Annotated in this window: 17 protein-coding genes; 11 read left to right on the top strand and 6 right to left on the bottom strand. The window is 71.0% G+C overall.

Annotated elements, in window-relative coordinates; genetic code table 11:
* Nucleotides 1-100: 100 nt before the first annotated feature.
* The 6 genes from ACWCRB_RS25875 to ACWCRB_RS25850 form a co-directional block, all read right to left on the bottom strand.
* Nucleotides 101-1,570: a HAMP domain-containing sensor histidine kinase gene (locus ACWCRB_RS25875; protein WP_450998303.1), complete on the bottom strand. Its 1,470-nt coding sequence runs from the start codon at nt 1,568-1,570 to the stop codon at nt 101-103.
* An 8-nt stretch (nt 1,571-1,578) separates the two neighbouring features.
* Nucleotides 1,579-2,316, bottom strand: coding sequence for a response regulator transcription factor (locus tag ACWCRB_RS25870; RefSeq protein WP_235477107.1), 738 nt, complete (start codon nt 2,314-2,316; stop codon nt 1,579-1,581).
* 111 nt (nt 2,317-2,427) lie between these two features.
* Nucleotides 2,428-2,625, bottom strand: coding sequence for a hypothetical protein (locus ACWCRB_RS25865; RefSeq protein ID WP_450998302.1), 198 nt, complete (start codon nt 2,623-2,625; stop codon nt 2,428-2,430).
* Nucleotides 2,626-2,671: 46 nt separating this feature from the next.
* Complete coding sequence (locus ACWCRB_RS25860; RefSeq protein ID WP_450998301.1) at nt 2,672-3,883, bottom strand: S1C family serine protease; 1,212 nt, start codon at nt 3,881-3,883, stop codon at nt 2,672-2,674.
* A 131-nt stretch (nt 3,884-4,014) separates the two neighbouring features.
* Nucleotides 4,015-5,040, bottom strand: coding sequence for a LacI family DNA-binding transcriptional regulator (locus tag ACWCRB_RS25855; protein ID WP_450998300.1), 1,026 nt, complete (start codon nt 5,038-5,040; stop codon nt 4,015-4,017).
* 107 nt (nt 5,041-5,147) lie between these two features.
* A complete protein-coding gene (locus tag ACWCRB_RS25850; RefSeq protein WP_450998299.1) occupies nt 5,148-5,948 on the bottom strand; it encodes a response regulator transcription factor in 801 nt (266 codons plus the stop codon).
* 185 nt (nt 5,949-6,133) lie between these two features.
* On the opposite strand from ACWCRB_RS25850, the gene ACWCRB_RS25845 reads away from it, so the two are divergent.
* The 11 genes from ACWCRB_RS25845 to ACWCRB_RS25795 all read left to right on the top strand — a co-directional run bounded on the left by ACWCRB_RS25845 (nt 6,134) and on the right by ACWCRB_RS25795 (nt 17,591).
* Nucleotides 6,134-6,997 (top strand): alpha/beta hydrolase, encoded by an 864-nt coding sequence (locus tag ACWCRB_RS25845; protein WP_450998298.1) that lies wholly within the window; start codon nt 6,134-6,136, stop codon nt 6,995-6,997.
* A gap of 39 nt (nt 6,998-7,036) precedes the next feature.
* Complete coding sequence (locus tag ACWCRB_RS25840; protein ID WP_235477113.1) at nt 7,037-7,291, top strand: MoaD/ThiS family protein; 255 nt, start codon at nt 7,037-7,039, stop codon at nt 7,289-7,291.
* A gap of 10 nt (nt 7,292-7,301) precedes the next feature.
* Complete coding sequence (locus tag ACWCRB_RS25835; RefSeq protein ID WP_450998297.1) at nt 7,302-8,441, top strand: hypothetical protein; 1,140 nt, start codon at nt 7,302-7,304, stop codon at nt 8,439-8,441.
* 276 nt (nt 8,442-8,717) lie between these two features.
* Nucleotides 8,718-9,791, top strand: a complete 1,074-nt coding sequence (locus tag ACWCRB_RS25830) for a substrate-binding domain-containing protein (protein ID WP_450998296.1) — start codon at nt 8,718-8,720, stop codon at nt 9,789-9,791.
* A gap of 4 nt (nt 9,792-9,795) precedes the next feature.
* A complete protein-coding gene (locus tag ACWCRB_RS25825; protein WP_450998295.1) occupies nt 9,796-11,499 on the top strand; it encodes an ATP-binding cassette domain-containing protein in 1,704 nt (567 codons plus the stop codon).
* Complete coding sequence (locus ACWCRB_RS25820) at nt 11,492-12,445, top strand: ABC transporter permease (protein WP_450998294.1); 954 nt, start codon at nt 11,492-11,494, stop codon at nt 12,443-12,445. The genes ACWCRB_RS25825 and ACWCRB_RS25820 overlap by 8 nt, the downstream gene beginning before the upstream one ends.
* The gene (locus ACWCRB_RS25815; RefSeq protein ID WP_450998293.1) at nt 12,442-13,392 is read left to right on the top strand and encodes an ABC transporter permease; all 951 of its coding nucleotides are present in this window, start codon (nt 12,442-12,444) and stop codon (nt 13,390-13,392) included. The genes ACWCRB_RS25820 and ACWCRB_RS25815 overlap by 4 nt, the downstream gene beginning before the upstream one ends.
* Nucleotides 13,389-14,597, top strand: coding sequence for a M20 family metallopeptidase (locus tag ACWCRB_RS25810; protein ID WP_450998292.1), 1,209 nt, complete (start codon nt 13,389-13,391; stop codon nt 14,595-14,597). Before ACWCRB_RS25815 ends, ACWCRB_RS25810 begins: the two co-directional genes overlap by 4 nt.
* On the top strand, nt 14,588-15,313 hold the full coding sequence (locus tag ACWCRB_RS25805; protein ID WP_450998291.1) for an MBL fold metallo-hydrolase: 726 nt from the start codon (nt 14,588-14,590) through the stop codon (nt 15,311-15,313). Before ACWCRB_RS25810 ends, ACWCRB_RS25805 begins: the two co-directional genes overlap by 10 nt.
* Entirely contained in the window at nt 15,310-16,134 is an 825-nt protein-coding gene (locus ACWCRB_RS25800) for an IclR family transcriptional regulator (protein ID WP_369036167.1), read from the top strand. The genes ACWCRB_RS25805 and ACWCRB_RS25800 overlap by 4 nt, the downstream gene beginning before the upstream one ends.
* Before the next feature lie 143 nt (nt 16,135-16,277).
* Nucleotides 16,278-17,591, top strand: a complete 1,314-nt coding sequence (locus ACWCRB_RS25795) for a hypothetical protein (protein ID WP_450998290.1) — start codon at nt 16,278-16,280, stop codon at nt 17,589-17,591.
* Nucleotides 17,592-17,618: the final 27 nt, after the last annotated feature.

The following is a 17,618-nucleotide window of genomic DNA, read 5'->3' as shown; positions in this document are numbered from 1 at the left end:
TCTCGGTCGCGGAGCGGAACCTCTGCTCGGCTCCGCGACCGAGGAACCCGGTATCCGGGAATCACCGCTCCGCGGGATCTGAGGACACCGATTGAGTTCGCTACACCGTCTCCGGCGGCGGAGTAGGCGCCCCCGGCAACCGCACCGTAGCCACCGTCCCGCCTCCCGCCGCCCGGGCCAACGTGACCTCGCCGCCCGCCTGTTGGACCGTACGCGCCACGATCGACAGGCCCAGGCCAGAACCCGGCAGGGCGCGTGCCGACGGTGAGCGCCAGAAGCGGTCGAAGACGTGGGGGATTTCGTCGGCGGGGATGCCGGGGCCGTGGTCGCGGACCGTCAGGGTGCCGGCTGTCAGCTGGACCTCGATCGTGCCGCCCTCGGGGCTGAACTTCACCGCGTTGTCCAGGATGTTGACCACCGCCCGTTCCAGGGCCGAGGGTTCCGCGCGGACGAACCAGGGCTGGATGTCCGCCGTGATCGTCAGTTCCGGGCCGCGCAGGCGGGCTCGGCGCAGGGCGGATTCGACTGTGTCCTCCAGGGCTACCACCTGGACGCGTTCGCCCCGCTGGCCCTCCGAGCGGGAGAGTTCCTGCAAGTCGCCGATCAGGGCGGCCAGTTCGGTCATCTGGGCCTTCACCGAGGCGAGCAGCGCCTTGCGGTCGGCCTCCGGGATGGGGCGGCCCGTCTCCTCGCTGCGGGTCAGCAGCTCGATGTTCGTGCGCAACGAAGTGAGCGGCGTGCGTAGTTCGTGGCCTGCGTCCGCGATCAGCTGTTGTTGCAGTTCTCTGGAGTTGGCCAGCGCCGATGTCATCGAGTTGAAGGAGTGGGAGAGGCGGGCGACCTCGTCCTCGCTCTCCTCGTTCACCGGGATGCGGACCGTCAAGTCCTCGGTGCGGGCCACGTGTTCGACGGCTTCGGTGAGTTTGTCGACGGGGCGGAGTGCCGCTCGGGCCACCGCGAGGCCTGCGACTCCGGCGCCCACGACTCCGATGCCGGAGACGAGGAGGAGCAGCAGCGCAAGTTCGTTGAGCGTCGACTGGGTGCTCTTGAGCGGGACGGCGACCGACAGGACGGCGCCTTCGTAGATCTGCGGCTGAGTGCCGGGGCCCTGCGAGACGATCAGAGGCGTCGTCAGTACGCGTACGGCGTTGCCGTCGTCGTCGGTTCCGTTGCGGAAGATCCCGTTTCCGCTGGCCGCGTTCTTGACGACGGTCTTGTCGCTGTCGGTGACCTTGATCATGCCTTCGGAAGTCAGCGAGACGCAGGCCGTTCCGTCGGTCTTCACCAGCTGCAGGTAGTAGGTGTCCCGGGCGCGGAAGTCGTTGCTGGTCTCGATCGGCGTCTGGGTGCAGTTGCTGAGCGTCTCCACCACCTCGGTGTACTGCTGGGGCCGTGCCGTCGCCTTCTGCAGGTCGTTGTCGACCTCGTCGTACAGCTTGCCCTGCACGATGAACCAGCACGTCACCGACACCGCCGCCACCGCGAACGCCACCGCCGCCGCGACCAGCAGCGACAGCCGGGTACGGATGGGCAGGGAGCGGAACCGGCGGCCGACCGCCCCCTGTTTCATGCCCAGCTTCATTCCGCGCCGCCCTGCCGCAGCACATACCCCACGCCCCGCACCGTGTGGACGAGGCGGGGCTCGCCGCCGGCCTCGGTCTTGCGGCGGAGGTACATGACGTACACGTCGAGGGAGTTGGAGGACGGCTCGAAGTCGAAGCCCCAGACCGCCTTCAGGATCTGTTCGCGCGTGAGGACCTGGCGCGGGTGGGCCAGGAACATCTCCAGGAGGGTGAACTCCGTGCGGGTCAGTTCCACCGCCCGGCCGCCGCGTGTCACCTCGCGCGTCGCGAGGTCCATGCGCAGGTCGGCGAAGGTCAGCGCCTCGTCCTCCGGGATGCTGCCGGCCACTGCGGCGGCCGCGTAGGAGCTGCGGCGCAGGAGGGCTCGGACCCGGGCGAACAGTTCGTCCAGTTCGAAGGGCTTGACCAGGTAGTCGTCCGCTCCCGCGTCCAGGCCGGTCACCCGGTCGCCGACCGTGTCACGGGCCGTCAGCATCAGGATGGGCGTGGTCGTGCCCGCGCCGCGCATCCTGCGGGCCGCCGTCAGGCCGTCCATCCTCGGCATCTGGATGTCCAGGACGACCAGGTCGGGCTGGTACGCGGTCGCCTTCTCCAGGGCGTCCGCGCCGTCGACCGCGACCTCCGTGTCGTACCCCTCGAAGGCGAGGCTGCGCTGGAGTGCTTCTCGCACGGCCGGCTCGTCGTCGACGATCAGGATGCGCTGGGTGTCACGGTCGCCTTCGGCGGGGCTCATGGTCGTGGATTCCTCGGGTGCGGTGGGAGGTGCAGGGCGCCTTCAGCCTCGCACGTTTCCGGTCTGCTGCGGAAAAGCAAGGGCAGCGGAAAGGATCAGCTGTGGCAGGGATCAGCTGAGTGCTGGGCGGCGGCTGCGTGTCGTCGCCCTGCGGGGCGCTGCCGTACGCGTGACCGTCGCCACCTCCGGGGCCCGGGTCGCCGCCGTCGGCGGGTGAAGGGCGAAGGCCACGCCGAGGGCGAGGTCCAGGGCGGCGGGCCCGGTGGCAGCCGTACCGGCGGTCAGCTTGTGCGAAACCTGCTTGATCATGACGTACCCCTCATCCATCTGTTGCTAAGACGCTGTTGCCAAGACTTCAGGTGGTCGAGCCGGAGCGCAGCGTCGCCAGGTCGGACTTGACCGTGTTGATCGGGATGGCGAAGCCCAGACCCGCGCTGCCCGCGTCCGACGAGGACGAACTCGCCGAGTACATCGCGGAGTTGATGCCGATGATGTTGCCGTTCATGTCGATGAGCGCGCCGCCGGAGTTGCCCGGGTTGAGGGACGCGTCCGTCTGGATGGCCTTGTACGTCGTCGTGGACGAGCCGGTGTCGCCGTTGAACTCCTGGCCGCCGAACTCGAACGGCCAGCCGCCACCGCTGCCGCCGCCCTGCTGTTGCTGCTGATCCTGGCTCTGGCTCTCCTCGGTCGCGACGGTGACGTCACGGTTGAGGGCGGACACGATGCCGCTGGTGACCGTGCCGGTCAGGCCCTCGGGGGAGCCGATCGCCACGACCTCGTCGCCGACCTGGACGCCGGCGGAGTCGCCGAGGGTCGCCGTCTTCAGGCCGGAGGCGTTCTCCAGCTTGATGAGGGCCAGGTCCTTCTTGCTGTCGGTGCCGACGACCTGCGCGGTGTAGGTCTTGCCGTCACTCGTCGACACCTTGATGGACGAGGCGCCGGAGATGACGTGGTTGTTGGTGATGATCTCGCCGTCGGACGTGATGATCACGCCTGAGCCGGTCGACGAACCCGCGTTCGAGGTCGCGTTGATCTCGACGATGGTCGGGCTGACCGCCGCGGCGACCCCGGAGACCGTGCCCTTCGCGCTCGACGGCACCACGTTGGTGCTGGTGCTGCTGGAGGTCACGGCGGAGTCCGAGTTGGTCAGCTCCTGGATGCCGTACGCCGTGCCGCCACCGATGGCCGCGGCGACGATCGCCACGGCGGCGAGGAGGGCGAAGGGGCCCTTCGCGCGCTTCTTGCGGGAGGAGGAAGGGGCGGGGGCCTCACCCTCCGGGGCCGGAGCCTCCGCGAGCAGGGTGGCGGTGGCTGCGGGCTGCTCGTACGACGCCTGCTGGCCGTACGGAGCCTGCGGGGCCTGGGGCTGTGCCTGGACCTGCGCCGGTTCCTGGTACGCGGGCTGCTGGACCGTCGGCGGCTCGTACACCGGCGGGGGCGGCCACTCCGGGTTCACCGGGGAGGAAGTCTGGGGAGAAGAGGCAACGGGCTGCTGGGGGTACGCGGACTGCGGCTCGTGGCCCTGGGGGGTCTCGTACTCGCCGCTGCGGCGGAAGCTCTCGGTCATGGAACAGAGCTTGTCGCCCCCGCATGAGAGCTGGCTGAGTGCTCCCTGAGAAGCCCGACAGAACCTCGTATGCCCGAAATAAAGACCCGCGGAGACTGTCTACGGACCTGCGGAAACCCCCGCTCGCGCGGCTATTCGCAGCCGCAGGAACGCCGTACGACCAACCGTGAAGGGAACAGTTTCAGCCGCTCGCGGCGGGAACCGGCCACCCGTACGCCGTCGTCGAGGACCAGATCCACGGCCGCGCGGGCCATGCCCGAGCGGTCGGAGGCGACCGTGGTGAGCGGCGGGTCAGCCAGCGCCGCTTCCTTGATGTCGTCGAAGCCAGCCACCGCCAGCTCGCCGGGTACGTCGATGCGCAGCTCGCGGGCCGCGCGCAGCAGGCCGATCGCCTGGTCGTCGGTGGAGCAGAAGATGGCCGGGGGGCGGGTGGCCGGGTCGGCGAGGATCTCCAGGGCGGCCTTGTAGGCGTCGTACCTGTTGTAGAGGACCTCGAAGAGGCGGCCCTCCGTGGAGACGCCCGCCTCGTCCATCGCGCGTCGCCAGCCCTGGACGTGGTCGGAGACCGGGTCGCCGACCGCGGGGGTCTCGGCGATGCCGCCGATACAGGCGACGTATTCGTAGCCGTGCTCCAGCAGGTGGCGGACGGCGAGGTGGGCGCCGCCGAGGTCGTCCGTGACGACGGCGACGTCGTCTATCGCCTCGGGGCGTTCGTGCAGCAGGACGACCCGGGCGTCCCAGGCGTCGATCTCCGCCGCCGCGTTGTCGTTGAGGGCGTGGCTGACCAGGATCAGCCCGGAGACCCGCATCCCGAGGAAGGCCCGCAGATAGTGGACCTCGCGCTCGGCGACGTAGTCGGAGTTGCCGACCAGCACCATCTTTCCGCGCTCGGACGCGGCCTGTTCGACCGCGTGCGCCATCTCCCCGAAGAAGGGCTGGCGCGCGTCCGGCACGATCAGGCCTATGAGGTCCGTGCGCCGCGATGCCATCGCCTGGGCGACTCGGTCGGGCCGGTACCCCAGTTCCTTGATCGCGGCGAGGACACGCTCGCGCGTGGCCGGGGCAACCGGCCGGGGTCCGTTGTTGATGACATAGCTGACGACGGCAGTCGACGTCCCTGCCAGTCGCGCTACATCATCCCTGGTTACCTTGGCCACGCGCGGAGTCTACGCGGATGGACCCGCTCTGGGCAGGGCGTAAGGACTTCGTTACTACCCGCCCGGAGCGCGGACCATGCCGTGCGCCGTCAAGCGTGTACCGCAGGTCATGCCTCGGCGGTGACCTCGGCGGACTCCTCCACGGCGTCCAGGGCGGCCGTATCGCCCGTGGCGCCCGCATTCTCCGACTTCGCGAGGGCCGCCTTGGCCTTCGCCTCGTCGCTCGTGCGGTCGCCCTTCTCCGGCGTAACGAATCGATAACCGACGTTCCGGACGGTCCCGATCAGCGACTCGTGCTCGGGGCCGAGCTTCGCGCGCAGCCGTCGTACGTGCACGTCGACCGTGCGGGTGCCACCGAAGTAGTCGTAGCCCCAGACCTCCTGGAGGAGCTGCGCGCGCGTGAAGACGCGGCCCGGGTGCTGGGCGAGGTACTTCAGCAGCTCGAACTCCTTGAAGGTGAGGTCGAGGACCCGGCCCTTCAGCTTCGCGCTGTACGTCGCCTCGTCGACCGAGAGGTCGCCGTTGCGGATCTCCATGGGGGAGTCGTCGTTGACGATCTGCTGGCGCCCCATGGCGAGCCGCAGTCGTGCCTCGACCTCGGCCGGACCGGCCGTGTCGAGCAGTACGTCGTCGATGCCCCAGTCGGCGGTGACGGCCGCGAGGCCGCCCTCGGTGACGACGAGGATCAGCGGACAGCCGGGTCCGGTGGAGCGGAGGAGCTGACACAGGCTGCGCACCTGGGGCAGATCACGCCGGCCGTCGATCAGGATGACGTCGGCACCGGGGGTGTCTACGAGAGCGGGGCCCTCGGCCGGAGCCACGCGCACGTTGTGCAGCAGCAGGCCGAGGGCCGGAAGCACCTCGGTCGACGGCTGAAGGGCATTGGTCAGGAGCAGCAGAGAACTCATACGTCTGGTTCCTCCTCGGTCCCTGCGAGGACGTTTGCGGCACTGCGGCACTGCATGCACGATCCCGAAGCCCCGTACAACCCGCGGTCACCTTGCGTTTTCCGCTTCGTATACAACGCATTCGAAAGCACAAAAGGACTCGGGGGCTACGCTGCCCGAGTCCTCTGCCCAGCAGAATAGCCCACATGAGCACTGGTCCGGCAGGTCATGTGACGCGATCTTTCGCCGTCCCGAACTCTGAGACGGCTGATCGCACCCCTCTGCGGAGGTTTCTGAGCACCGACGACGGGGTGACGATCGATGCCGTATACGAGCCGGGAGGCGTTGTATACGACGCTTCGACGCCATCTTCCGATCATCTGGCGTTCGTCGTCGCGCACGGTTTCACGGGCGATGTGGACCGCCCGCACGTTCGACGAGTGGCGGAGGCGTTCGCGCAGTACGGCGCCGTGGTGACGTTCTCCTTCCGGGGCCACGGCGCCTCGGGCGGACGTTCGACGGTCGGCGACCGCGAGGTCCTCGACCTCGCCGCCGCGGTCCGCTGGGCACGTGAACTCGGGCACACCCGGGTCGCCACGGTCGGCTTCTCGATGGGCGGCTCGGTCGTGCTCCGGCACGCGGCGTTGTACGGGCCGAAGCACGAGGGGCGCACGGACGCGATGTCGGACGCCGTGGTTTCGGTGAGTGCGCCGGCCCGTTGGTACTACCGGGGTACGGCTCCCATGCGCCGCGTGCACTGGCTGGTGACCCGCCCCGAGGGCCGCCTGGTGGGCCGCTACGGCCTCCGTACGCGCATCCACCACCGCGACTGGAACCCCGTACCCCTCTCCCCGGTGGAGGCGGTGCCCCGGATCGCGCCGACCCCGCTCCTCATCGTCCACGGCGACCGGGACGGCTACTTCCCGGTGGACCACCCGCGAATGCTCGCCGAGGCGGCGGGTGACGCGGCCGAACTGTGGCTGGAGCCGGGGATGGGCCACGCGGAGCACGCGTCGGCCGACGAGCTGTTGCGGCGCATCGGGGACTGGGCGGTCGCACAGGCGGGCTAGCCTGAGTGCTGTCACAGCCGATTGATTGAGGAAGCAGAGATGCCAAAGGTCACGGTGCGCTACTGGGCCGCCGCGAAGGCCGCGGCCGGGGTCGCCGAGGAGCCGTACGACGCGGCCACCCTCGCCGAGGCGCTCGACGAGGTCCGCGAGCGACACCCCGGCGAACTCGTCCGCGTCCTGCGCCGATGCTCGTTCCTCATCGACGGTGACCCCGTGGGCACCCGCGAACATGAGACGGTACGGCTGGCCGAGGGCGGCACGGTCGAGGTGCTCCCGCCGTTCGCAGGAGGGTGAGCGCAGGGCTATGAGCGACCAGCAGCAGCCGTATGGGCAGCAGTACGACGGTCAGTACGACGGCCAGTACGGCGACGCGTACCAGAACCAGAACCAGACCCAGAACCAGGGTTACGACCCGTATCAGCAGCAGCACCAACAACAGCAGCAACAGCAGCCCCAGGCGCAGGCCTGGCCCGGGCAGCAGCAGGCGTACGACGAGGCGCAGGCGCAGCAGTACACGCAGCAGTGGCAGGGCCAGACCTGGGAGACCCAGATGCAGGCCCCGGTGCAGGCTCCCCAGGTTGCCCCGGCCGCGGTGGCCGAGGCGCCGGAGACTCCGTACCTGCCGCCGCAGAACGCTGCCGGGGACACCGCCGGGTACGGGCCTGCCACGGTCGCGGGCAACGCCCGGATCACCGACGCGCAGCGGGCCCGCCTCGAAGGACGTTCGCCGATCATCGAGCCCGGGATGCAGCCCGCCGCCCTCACGGCGGTGCTGGGACTGCTCCTGTCCGGTACGGCGGCCATCGGGTCGTACGCGCTGGTCGTGCCGCTCGTCGTCCTCCAGGCGGTGACCGCGGCCGGCTGGTTCCGGCTGAACGGCATGTGGCCGGCCCGGCAGGGCATCGCCCTCGCCTTCGCGGGCGGGCTCACGGCGGACGTGGCGCTGCTGGCGGCGGGGCGCGAGAACGGTCCTGCGGCGATCCTCGGCACGCTCGCTGTCTGGGTCCTGCTGACCCTGGTCCTGCAGCTCCGGTCCCACGCGGATCCGGACACCCGGATGTCCGGCCTGATGGCGACGGTCGCCTCGGCGGCGCTGACGATCATCGCGGCCGGTCACCTCGCGGCGGACCCGGACGCGGTGAGCGTCGGGGCGGCCGCGGTCGCCGTGGCCGTACTCGCTCGTGCGCTGCCGTTGCCGACGGCCGCCTCGGTGGCCGTCGCCCTGCTGGCGGCCGCGGGGGCCGGGGTCGCGGTCGGCGGGATGACGGGGCTGGGCGGTGAGGGCGCGTTCCTCGGGGTGGCGGCGGGCGTCTGCGCGCTCGTCGGACACCGGGTGGCCAGCTACGACTACCCGTCGCGGTTCGTGCACTTCACGGCCGGGGTTGCGCTGCCGTTGGCGGCGGCTGCTCCGGCGGTGTATCTGGTCGGGCGGGCGTTGACCTGAGGACCTGAGGAGCCGACTGCCCGGCGGGGCGGATCGGAGGCGGATCTGGAGCGTTCGGCGCTTCGGGTCCGCCTTTTTGCATGCCCGAGCAGTCCCGCCAACAGTCCCTCCGAGCACGTGTGTTGTGCAATGCGAAATTTTGTATTGCAGATGTAGTGCTCGGCTGTGCGTACCTCCTACGTTCCCCTCTCAACAGACCGGTCCTCACCCCCACTCACCCGTCATCCGGGCCCTTCGACGGGCCCGGACACCCTTCGAGGGATTCGAGGAACTTCGATGAACGCACGTTCCGTACGCGGTGCGGTGGCGGTCGCCGCCACCCTCTGTGCGCTGGCCGGCGTCGCCGCGTGCAACGTCCAGTCCGACAGCGACACCGCCGCCGGCGCCAGTGACAGTGCCTCGGGCGCCGCGCAGGCCAAGAACCTCAAGGTCGGCTGGTCGACCATCTACCTCACCCCGTCGTGGATGCAGCAGACGCTGAAGATGCTGCAGACCGACGTGGACAAGCTGAAGTCGAGCGGGAAGGTGTCGGCGTTCGAGACGTTCAACGCCAACGGCGACACCTCGCAGCAGATCGCGCAGATCCGCGCCATGATCCAGCAGAAGTACGACGTGATCCTCGTCGACGCGGGCTCGTCCACCGCGTTGAACCCGGCGCTTGAGCAGGCTGTCGCCGCCGGGATCACGGTCGTGGCCTTCGACTCCCTCCCGACCAGCACGAAGGTGATCCGGGTCGGGACGGACCAGAAGGCCTGGGGCGCGATGATGGCCACCTGGCTGGCGAAGAAGCTGGACGGCAAGGGCAGCATCATCGCCATGAACGGGCCCGCCGGGGTCGCGGTGAGCGAGGACCGCTGGTCGGGCGCCGAGGCGGTGTTCAAGAAGTACCCGGACATCAAGATCGTCAGCAATGTGCACAGCGAGTACAACCTCGCCCCGGCCGCACAGGCCTTCGCCTCCGCCTACTCCGCCCACTCGGACATCGACGGCGTGTTCTCGCAGGGTGGGGCGCTGTCGGCGGCGGCGCTCCAGACGCTGGTCAAGCAGGACAAGAAGCTCGTCCCGATCACCGGCGAGAACTACAACGGCTTCCTGAAGCTGTGGCAGAGCAAGCAGAAGGAAGGTTTCTCCTCCATCGCCACCGCCCAGCCCAACTACCTGTCCGTGATCGCCCTGGAGGCGGCGATAGCCAAGCGGGAGGGCACGTCCGTCCCGCAGGACATCACCGTCCCGCTGCCCGAGATCACCGACGACAACCTCACCCAGTACGCCAAGCCGGACCAGCCGGACGACTCCTACCCGATCAACGACATCTCCCAGTCCGAGATCGACAAGCTCATCGGCAAGTGAGCGGGTGACGACCGTGGCGCTGCTGAGCGTGGAGAAGGTGTCGAAGTCGTTCGCGGGCAACCGGGTGCTCACGGACGTGAGTTTCGAGGTCGGGCCCGGGGAGGTGCTGGCGCTGGTCGGGGAGAACGGCGCCGGCAAGTCCACCGTGCTCTCCCTGATCACCGGGCTCCTGACACCGGACTCGGGCCGCGTCGTCTTCGACGGCGCCCCGGTCGCCCGGGCGTGGTCTCCCCACCGCGCCCGGGCCGCCGGGATCGGCTCCGTGCACCAGGAGCTGAGCCTCAACCCGCACCAGAGCGTCGCGGAGAACGTCTTCCTCGGATCCTGGCCCTCCCGGCGGGGCCTGGTCCGGGCCCGGGACCTCGCGGCCCGCGCCGAGCCGTTGCTCGCGCGGGTCGGCCTGGACGTCGACCCGCGCACCCGGGCCGGCCGGCTGCCCCTGGGCCGGCAGCAACTGGTCGAACTGGCAAAGGCGTTGGCGGGCGACCCCCGCCTCCTCATCCTCGACGAGGCCACCTCGGCACTGGACGAGGACCAGGTGGCCGCCGTGTTCCGGGTCGTTCGTGAGCTGCGTGAGGGGGGCGGCTCGGCGATCTTCGTGAGCCATCGCATGGCCGAACTCTTCGCCATCAGCGACCGGTTGACGGTCCTGAAGGACGGGGCGGTCACCGCGACGCGGGAGCGGGAGGATACGGATCACGACGACGTCGTACGGCTGATGGTGGGACGGGAACTGTCGGACCTGTTTCCGCCGAAGGCGGGTTGTGGAGCGGCGACGGTCTGGGCGGCCGGCGCAGGCCCCCGAGGTCCGTCCGCCGCGGGCGGCACGGACGGGGAGGCCGCCCTGGCCGCCACTCCGGGCGGAGGGCCTGCTGCCTTGCCCGGTGCGCCGGCGACCGGCGCGCGGGCGTCCACCGCACCCCCCGGCTCCGTCAGCGCCCCCGAACCCCTCCTCCAGGTCCGTGGTCTCACCGTCCCCCGAGCCTGCTCCGGCATCGACCTCGACCTCGTCCCCGGGCGGATCACCGGACTCGGCGGCCTCCAGGGGCAGGGCCAACGCGAGGTGCTGCGGGCCCTGTTCGGGCTGGTCCGGCACACCGGGAGTGTCACCCACGACGGCCGTCCGGTCCGCCTCGCCTCTCCCCGGGACGCCATCCGGCACCGGATCGCGTACGTGCCCGAGGACCGCAAGATCGAGGGCGTCCACACCGTACGCAGCGTGCGCGACAACCTCGTACTGCCCAGCATGCGCGAACTCGCCCCGGCCCGGCGGCTCACCACCGTCTCGCGGGGCGCCGAGGCCGCACTGGTCGAGGAGTTGATTGGGCGGCTGCAGGTGAAGGCGGCTTCCCCGACCCAGGAGGTACGGCGGCTCTCCGGCGGCAACCAGCAGAAGGTCGCGCTGGCCAAGTGGCTGCCGACCGGACCCCGTGTCCTGCTGCTCGCCGAGCCGACCCGGGGCATCGACATCGGGACGAAGCGCGAGATCTACCATCTGCTGCGCCGCCTGGCCGACGACGGCCTCGCGGTGCTCGTCACCTCCGGAGACACCATGGAACTGGTCGGCCTGTGCGACGAGGTCGCCGTCCTGTACGAGGGGACGGTCGTCGACCGCCTCAGCGGACCCGAGCTGACCGAGGAACGCCTGGTCAGGGCGTCCGTCATGGGCACTACTGCCGACGGCACCGGGAGCGTGGTCCGTGCGTGAGCGCATCGCGGGTGCCGCGCGCGGCAACACCGACCTCCTCGCCCTGGCCGCCCTGCTGCTCGTGCTGCTGGTCGCCTACCAGCACTACGACTCGACTCTCCTCACCCCCGCGTCGATCACCATCCTGTCCGCCCAGTTCCTGCCCCTGATCCTGGCGGCGGCCGGACAGACGACGGTCATGCTGCTCGGCGGGATCGACCTGTCGCTGGGCGCGGTGCTCGGCCTCGCCATGGCCGTGTTCGCGACGTACGACGCCCAGGGCACGGGCGGAGTGATCACGGCGGCTGCACTCGCACTCCTCGTCGCCGTCGCCGCCGGAGCCGTCAACGGCACGCTCGTCGCGTACGCCGGACTGCCCCCGATCGTCGTGACGCTCGCCGCGTCGTTCCTCTGGGGCGGGGTCACCCTCGTGGTGCTGCCCCAACCGGGCGGGACGGTGCCCGGCGGCCTGGTCGACGCGTACAACAACGGCTGGAACGGGGTCGCGCTGCCCGCAGTGGCCGTAGCCGTAGTGCTCGTCGGCTGGAAACTCCTGCGCACGACTCGCCACGGCCTCGCGCTCTACGCCGTAGGCGGCAACGAGTACGGCGCCTACGCCAGCGGTCTGCACACCCGGGCGGTGAAGATCTCGGGGTACGCGCTGGCCGGCGCGTTCACCGGGCTCGCCGGGATCGGACTGGCCGTCCAGACCGGTTCGGCGGATCCGACGATCGGCGCCCCGTACACCCTCAACTCCATCGCCGCCGCCGTACTCGGCGGCATCAGCTTCTTCGGCGGGGTCGGCCGGATGCGCGGCACGGTGCTGGGAGCACTGGTGATCGGCCTGCTGACCAACCTGCTGCTCTTCACCGGCATCTCGCCGTTCTACCAACTCGTCGCGCAGGGCGTGATCCTCGTCGTCGCGCTCGCCCTGAAGACGTACCTCACGAGGGAGGCGGCCGTATGAGCAGCCTTGCTGTATCGGTGGCCGCGCTGCGCGGGAGTCGTGCGGCCTGGGCGTTCGGCGTGCTCGGGGTCACCTGGCTCGCGGCCGTCCTGTTCGCGGACGGCTTCGACAGCCTCGCCAACTTCCGCTACCTGGTGCAGACGGCGTCGTTCCTGGGCATCGTCGCAGTCGGCCAGACCCTCGTCGTCATGATGAGCGGCATCGACCTGTCGGTGTCGGGCGTGGTCGCCCTGTCGGCGGTGGTGTGCGCCAAGGTCGCCTCCGGTACGGGCGGCGGCGCGACGGGCATCGCGGTGGCGCTGCTGCTGTGCGCGCTGGTCGGTGCGGTGAACGCGGCCGGTGTGGTGTGGCTGCGGGTGCCGCCGATGGTGATGACCCTCGCCAGCGGCACGATCCTGGCCGGTGCCCTGCTGGTGTACACGGACGGTTCGCCCAGCTCGGCCCAGGTGCCGCTGCTGGACGCGCTGGCCAACGACCGCCTCTTCGGCGTCCCTTGGGCGTTCGTGCTGTGGCTGGCGCTCACGGCCGCCGCGTTCTGGCTGCTGCACATGTCCCGCACGGGCCGGTACGCCTTCGCGCTCGGCGCCGGCGAGGACGCGGCCAGGGCGTCCGGGGTGCCACTGGTCACGACGGCGTTCATCGCGTACACGGCCTGCGCGGTGCTGGCGGGAGTGGCGGGCCTGGTGTTGCTCGGCTTCACCGGCACCAGCTCGCTGACCATGGGAAACCCGTACCAGCTCCTGTCGATCGCCTCGGTGGTGCTGGGCGGCACCTCCATCCTCGGCGGACGTGGCCACCTCCTCGGCACGGTCGGCGGTGCCCTCCTCCTCACCCTCCTGACCGCACTCCTCACCTCCTGGAACCTCTCGGAGGGCGTACGGCAGGTGGTCCTCGGCCTGCTGATCATGGGTCTGCTGCTGGTGTACGCGAGGGAGCGCCGTACATGACGACGGAGGTCGAGGGGTTGCTGCGGGACCTGGTGCGCATCCCGAGCGTCAACCCCCGTGGCGGGCCGGGCGACGGAGGTGAGACGGCCGTCGCGGAGTACGTCCGGGACTGGCTGCGACAGCGGGGCGTACGGGCCGAGTTGTACGAGGTCCTGCCGGGCCGCCACAACGTCGTGGCCGTCGTGCCGGGCCGGAGCGCGGAGGCGGTCCTGCTGGAGTCCCACCTCGACACGGTGGAGACGGACGGCATGACCGTCGACCCGTACGCGGGGGAGATCCGGGACGGCCGGCTGTACGGGCGCGGCGCCTGCGACGCGAAGGGCCCGCTGGCGGCGTTCATGCTGGCCGTCGCCGAACTCGCGGCAGGGGAGCCGCCGCCGCGCACGGTCGTACTGGCGGGGGTCTGCGACGAGGAGCACGCGTACCGGGGTGTCCTGCACTTGCTGGAGACGCTGGCCGACCGCGCGGTTGTGGGCGCGATCGTAGGCGAACCGACGGGACTGGTCCCGGCGGTCGCGCACAAGGGGGTCGTGCGCTACACGGTCCGTACGAGGGGCCGGGCCGGACACAGTTCACGCCCCGAGGAGGCGGTGAACGCGATCACGCTGATGGCGCCGGTCATCGCCCACCTGGCCGCCCACGCCCCAACTGCCCCTCCCCACCTCCTCCTCGGCCCGGCGACCCGCACGGTCACCCGTATCCGGGGCGGCACGGGCCCCAACACGATCCCGGGAGTGTGCGAGGCGGACATCGACCGCCGCACCCTTCCGGGCGAAGACCTGGACACCGTCTGGCAGGCCGACCGGACCGAACTGGCCGCCCTGGGCGCCGAGGTGGACCCACCGTTCACGGTGGACCCGGCCCTGGAAACGGCATCCGACGCGGACATCGTCACCGCGTTGTGCGAGGCGCTCCGCGAACACGGCCACCCGTACGAGGTACAGGGCATGCCTTTCGGCACGGACGCCAGCAAGCTGGCGGGCGCCGGGATCCCGTCGGTGGTCTTCGGCCCGGGAAGGGTGGAGGACGCACACGCGGCGGAGGAGTCGGTGGAGGTGAAAGAGGTGGAACTGGTAACGAGGGTGGTGATAGCGACCCTTAAGGGGCGCGGGGCTGTGTCTATTTGCGGCTCCGCCGCGGGGCGCGACCAGCCACAACGCACCCGCACCCGCCCACCATCGGAAAGGCCCCCCACATGCGCCTGACCCCCCACGTAACCCTGGTAGCCAGCGGAGCATACGGTTTCGACCTGACCGACCCCCTGGACTGCCACGCCTACCTCGTACAGGGCGCCAGGCACACCGCCCTGATCGACGCAGGAGCAGGAAACACACCCCTCCCCCTGGACCTGGACCTGGACCAACCGCACCACCTCCTCCTCACCCACGCCCACGCCGACCACGCAGGCGGCGCAGCCGAACTAGCCACCCGCTGGCCCGAGTTGAACGTACGAGCCGGCGCAGCCGCCACGCACTGGATCGCGACCGGCGACGAGAAGGGCATCAGCCTCGACAAGGGCAAGGCCGCCGGCTACTACCCACCCGACTACACCTTCACCCCCTGCCCCACGGTCGAGGCCATCGCCGACGACGAGGAGATCGACCTCGGCGGCGGGGTCGTACTGCGCGCGATCGCGACACCGGGCCACGCCGACGGCCACACCTGCTACCACCTGCGCACCCCGGACTACACCGCCCTCTTCTCCGGGGACTGCGTCTTCACCGGAGGCCGTATCTCCCTCCAGAATCTGCACGACTGCCGAGTACCCGAGTACGCGGCGAGTCTGACCAGGCTGGCGGCCCTGGACGTCGACGCCCTCTTCCCCGGCCACCACGAGATCTCGCTCGCCCGCGCAGGACGCCACCTGGCCGCCGCCCGCGACACGGTCGCCCGCGGACTGCTGCCGAGGAGTACGACATGACCGACACCCCGACCCCGGGCTCGCCGGCCCGCCGCAACCAGTCCTCGTCGCTGCGCCGCGCGCTCACCGTCCTGGAGCACGTGCGCGACCACGCGGGCCCCGGCCGGGGCATCTCGCTCACCCGGCTCGCCGAGGATCTCGCCATCAACAAGAGCACGGTGCTCCGGCTGGCCGCCCCCCTCATCGACGCCGACCTGCTGGTCCGCGACCGCGAGACGGGCTGGTTCCGGCTCGGCCACGGCACGCTGCGGCTCGGCCAGTCCTATCTGTCCTCGCTGGATCTGCGGACCGTGGCGACGGAACCGCTGCGGCTGCTCCAGCACGCGGTCGGGGAGACCTGCCATCTCGTCGTCTACCAGCCGCCGGACATCGTCTACATCGACAAGGTGGAGAACGAGACCAACGTCCGGATGGCGTCCCGGGTCGGCAGCCGGGTTCCCGCGTACCGCACGGCCGTGGGCAAGGCGATCCTCGCCTGGCTGGGCGAGGAGGAGTTCCAGGTCGTGGTCGCCGCCGGGATGCCCCCGGTCACCCCGCACACGACGACCGACCCGCAACGCCTGCGCGCCGAACTGGACCGGGTCCGGCGCGAGGGCTACGCCATCGACGACCGCGAGAACGAGCCGGAGGTGCGGTGCGTGGCCGCGCCGGTCTTCGACCACACCGACGCGGCGGTCGGGGCGGTCAGCGTCTCCGGCCTCACCACCCGGATGACGCCGACCCGGGTCCGCGAGGTCGGCCCGATGGTCGTCCGGACCGGCCTGGAGATCTCCCACGTCCTCGGCTCCTCCCGAGCCAGGGACAAGGACAACGGCCACTGAGCCCCCGAAGGAGCCGCACGATGGATTCGCCGACGACGCCGCCGCCGACGCCCTCGACTCCAATGACGTCCGCGACTCCTGCGGTGTCCGCGACTCCTGCGGCGCCCCAGACTCCTGCGGCGCCCCAGACTCCTTCGGCGTCCATGGCGCCCCCGACGGCCACGGCGCCCCCGACGCCCCCGACGCCCCCGACGCCCCCGACGCCCCCGACGCCCCCGACGCCCCCGGCGTCCGCGTACGTCTTCGTGGAGGACCTACGAGCCGAGGGCCCCACCACCGTCCTGGACCGCGTCCTGAACACCTACGGCTGCGACACCCTCACCGTCGCCGCCGCCTACCACCGCGCCCGCGACGTCACCCCGCACGGCCCGGCCCGGGTCACCCTGCGCGGGGACGGCGCCCACTTCGTCCCGCCCGCCGACCTGTTCGAAGGGCTGCGTCTGGCCCCGCCCACGCAGCCGGGGGCGGCGGAGGAGCCGCTCCACGAGATACGGCGACTGACGGCCGAGCGGGGAGCCGCGCTGCACGGCTGGACCGTCTTCCTGCACAACACCACCCTCGGCCTGGCCCACCCCGACGTCACCCAGCAGAACTGCTTCGGCGACCGGGCCGCCCCGGCCGACCTGTGCCCGGCCCACCCCGACGTAAGGGCGTACGCCCTCGCCCTGGCCCGCGCGGTGGCCCGCCAGGGCGTGGACGCGGTGGTCGCCGAGTCCCTGCACTACGGCACCTTCGGCCACGGCTACCACCACGAACGCAGCTTCGTCCCCCTGGGCTCGCTGGAGGACTTCCTCCTGGGCCTGTGCTTCTGCGCCCACTGCGCGGCCCGGGCCAGGGCCGCGGGAGCCGACCCGGACGCGGCCCGCACCGAGGCCGCACGGCTGGTCGGCCGGGTGCTGGACGGCGCGGATCCGCACCTCGCCGAGCTGACGGCCATCGACGCGCTCCCCGCCCCCCTCTCCGCCTACGTCCGTACCCGCCTCGCCACCGTCACCTCGCTGGCGGCGACCGTCGCCGACGCAGTCGCCGACGAGGGTTCCCAGCTGCTCTTCCTCGATCTGGCCGGTGCGGTCAAGGGCTACGCGGACGGCCGTCCGACAGGCGCCCTCGCCGTCGACGAGGCCTGGCGGATCGGGGTCGACCCGGCGGCGGTCGGCGCGGTGGTCCCCGGATACGTGGTCCTCGCGTACGCGCGGGACGCCGAGCGGGTCGCGGCCGACACCGCCGCCTATCGGGACGTACTCCCCGACTCCTGCGCCCTGCGCGTGGTGCTGCGGCCGGGAGCCCCCGACACCACCTCCGCCGAGCACCTCGCGGCCAAGACCATCGCGGCCACCGGGCCGGGCGGTGCGGACGCCGTGGACTTCTACCACTACGGCCTCGTGCCGTTCCCGGTGCTGGACCGCGTCCCGGTGGCGCTGGCGGCGCTGGCGGCGCTGGGGAAACGTCACACCTGATCTACAACCTCCGCACCCCGCCCCCTA

It is taken from the genome of Streptomyces sp. NPDC002156, from assembly GCF_053593675.1.
Note: the sequence above shows the minus strand (reverse complement) of the source record. Positions and strands in the feature narration are given on the sequence as shown.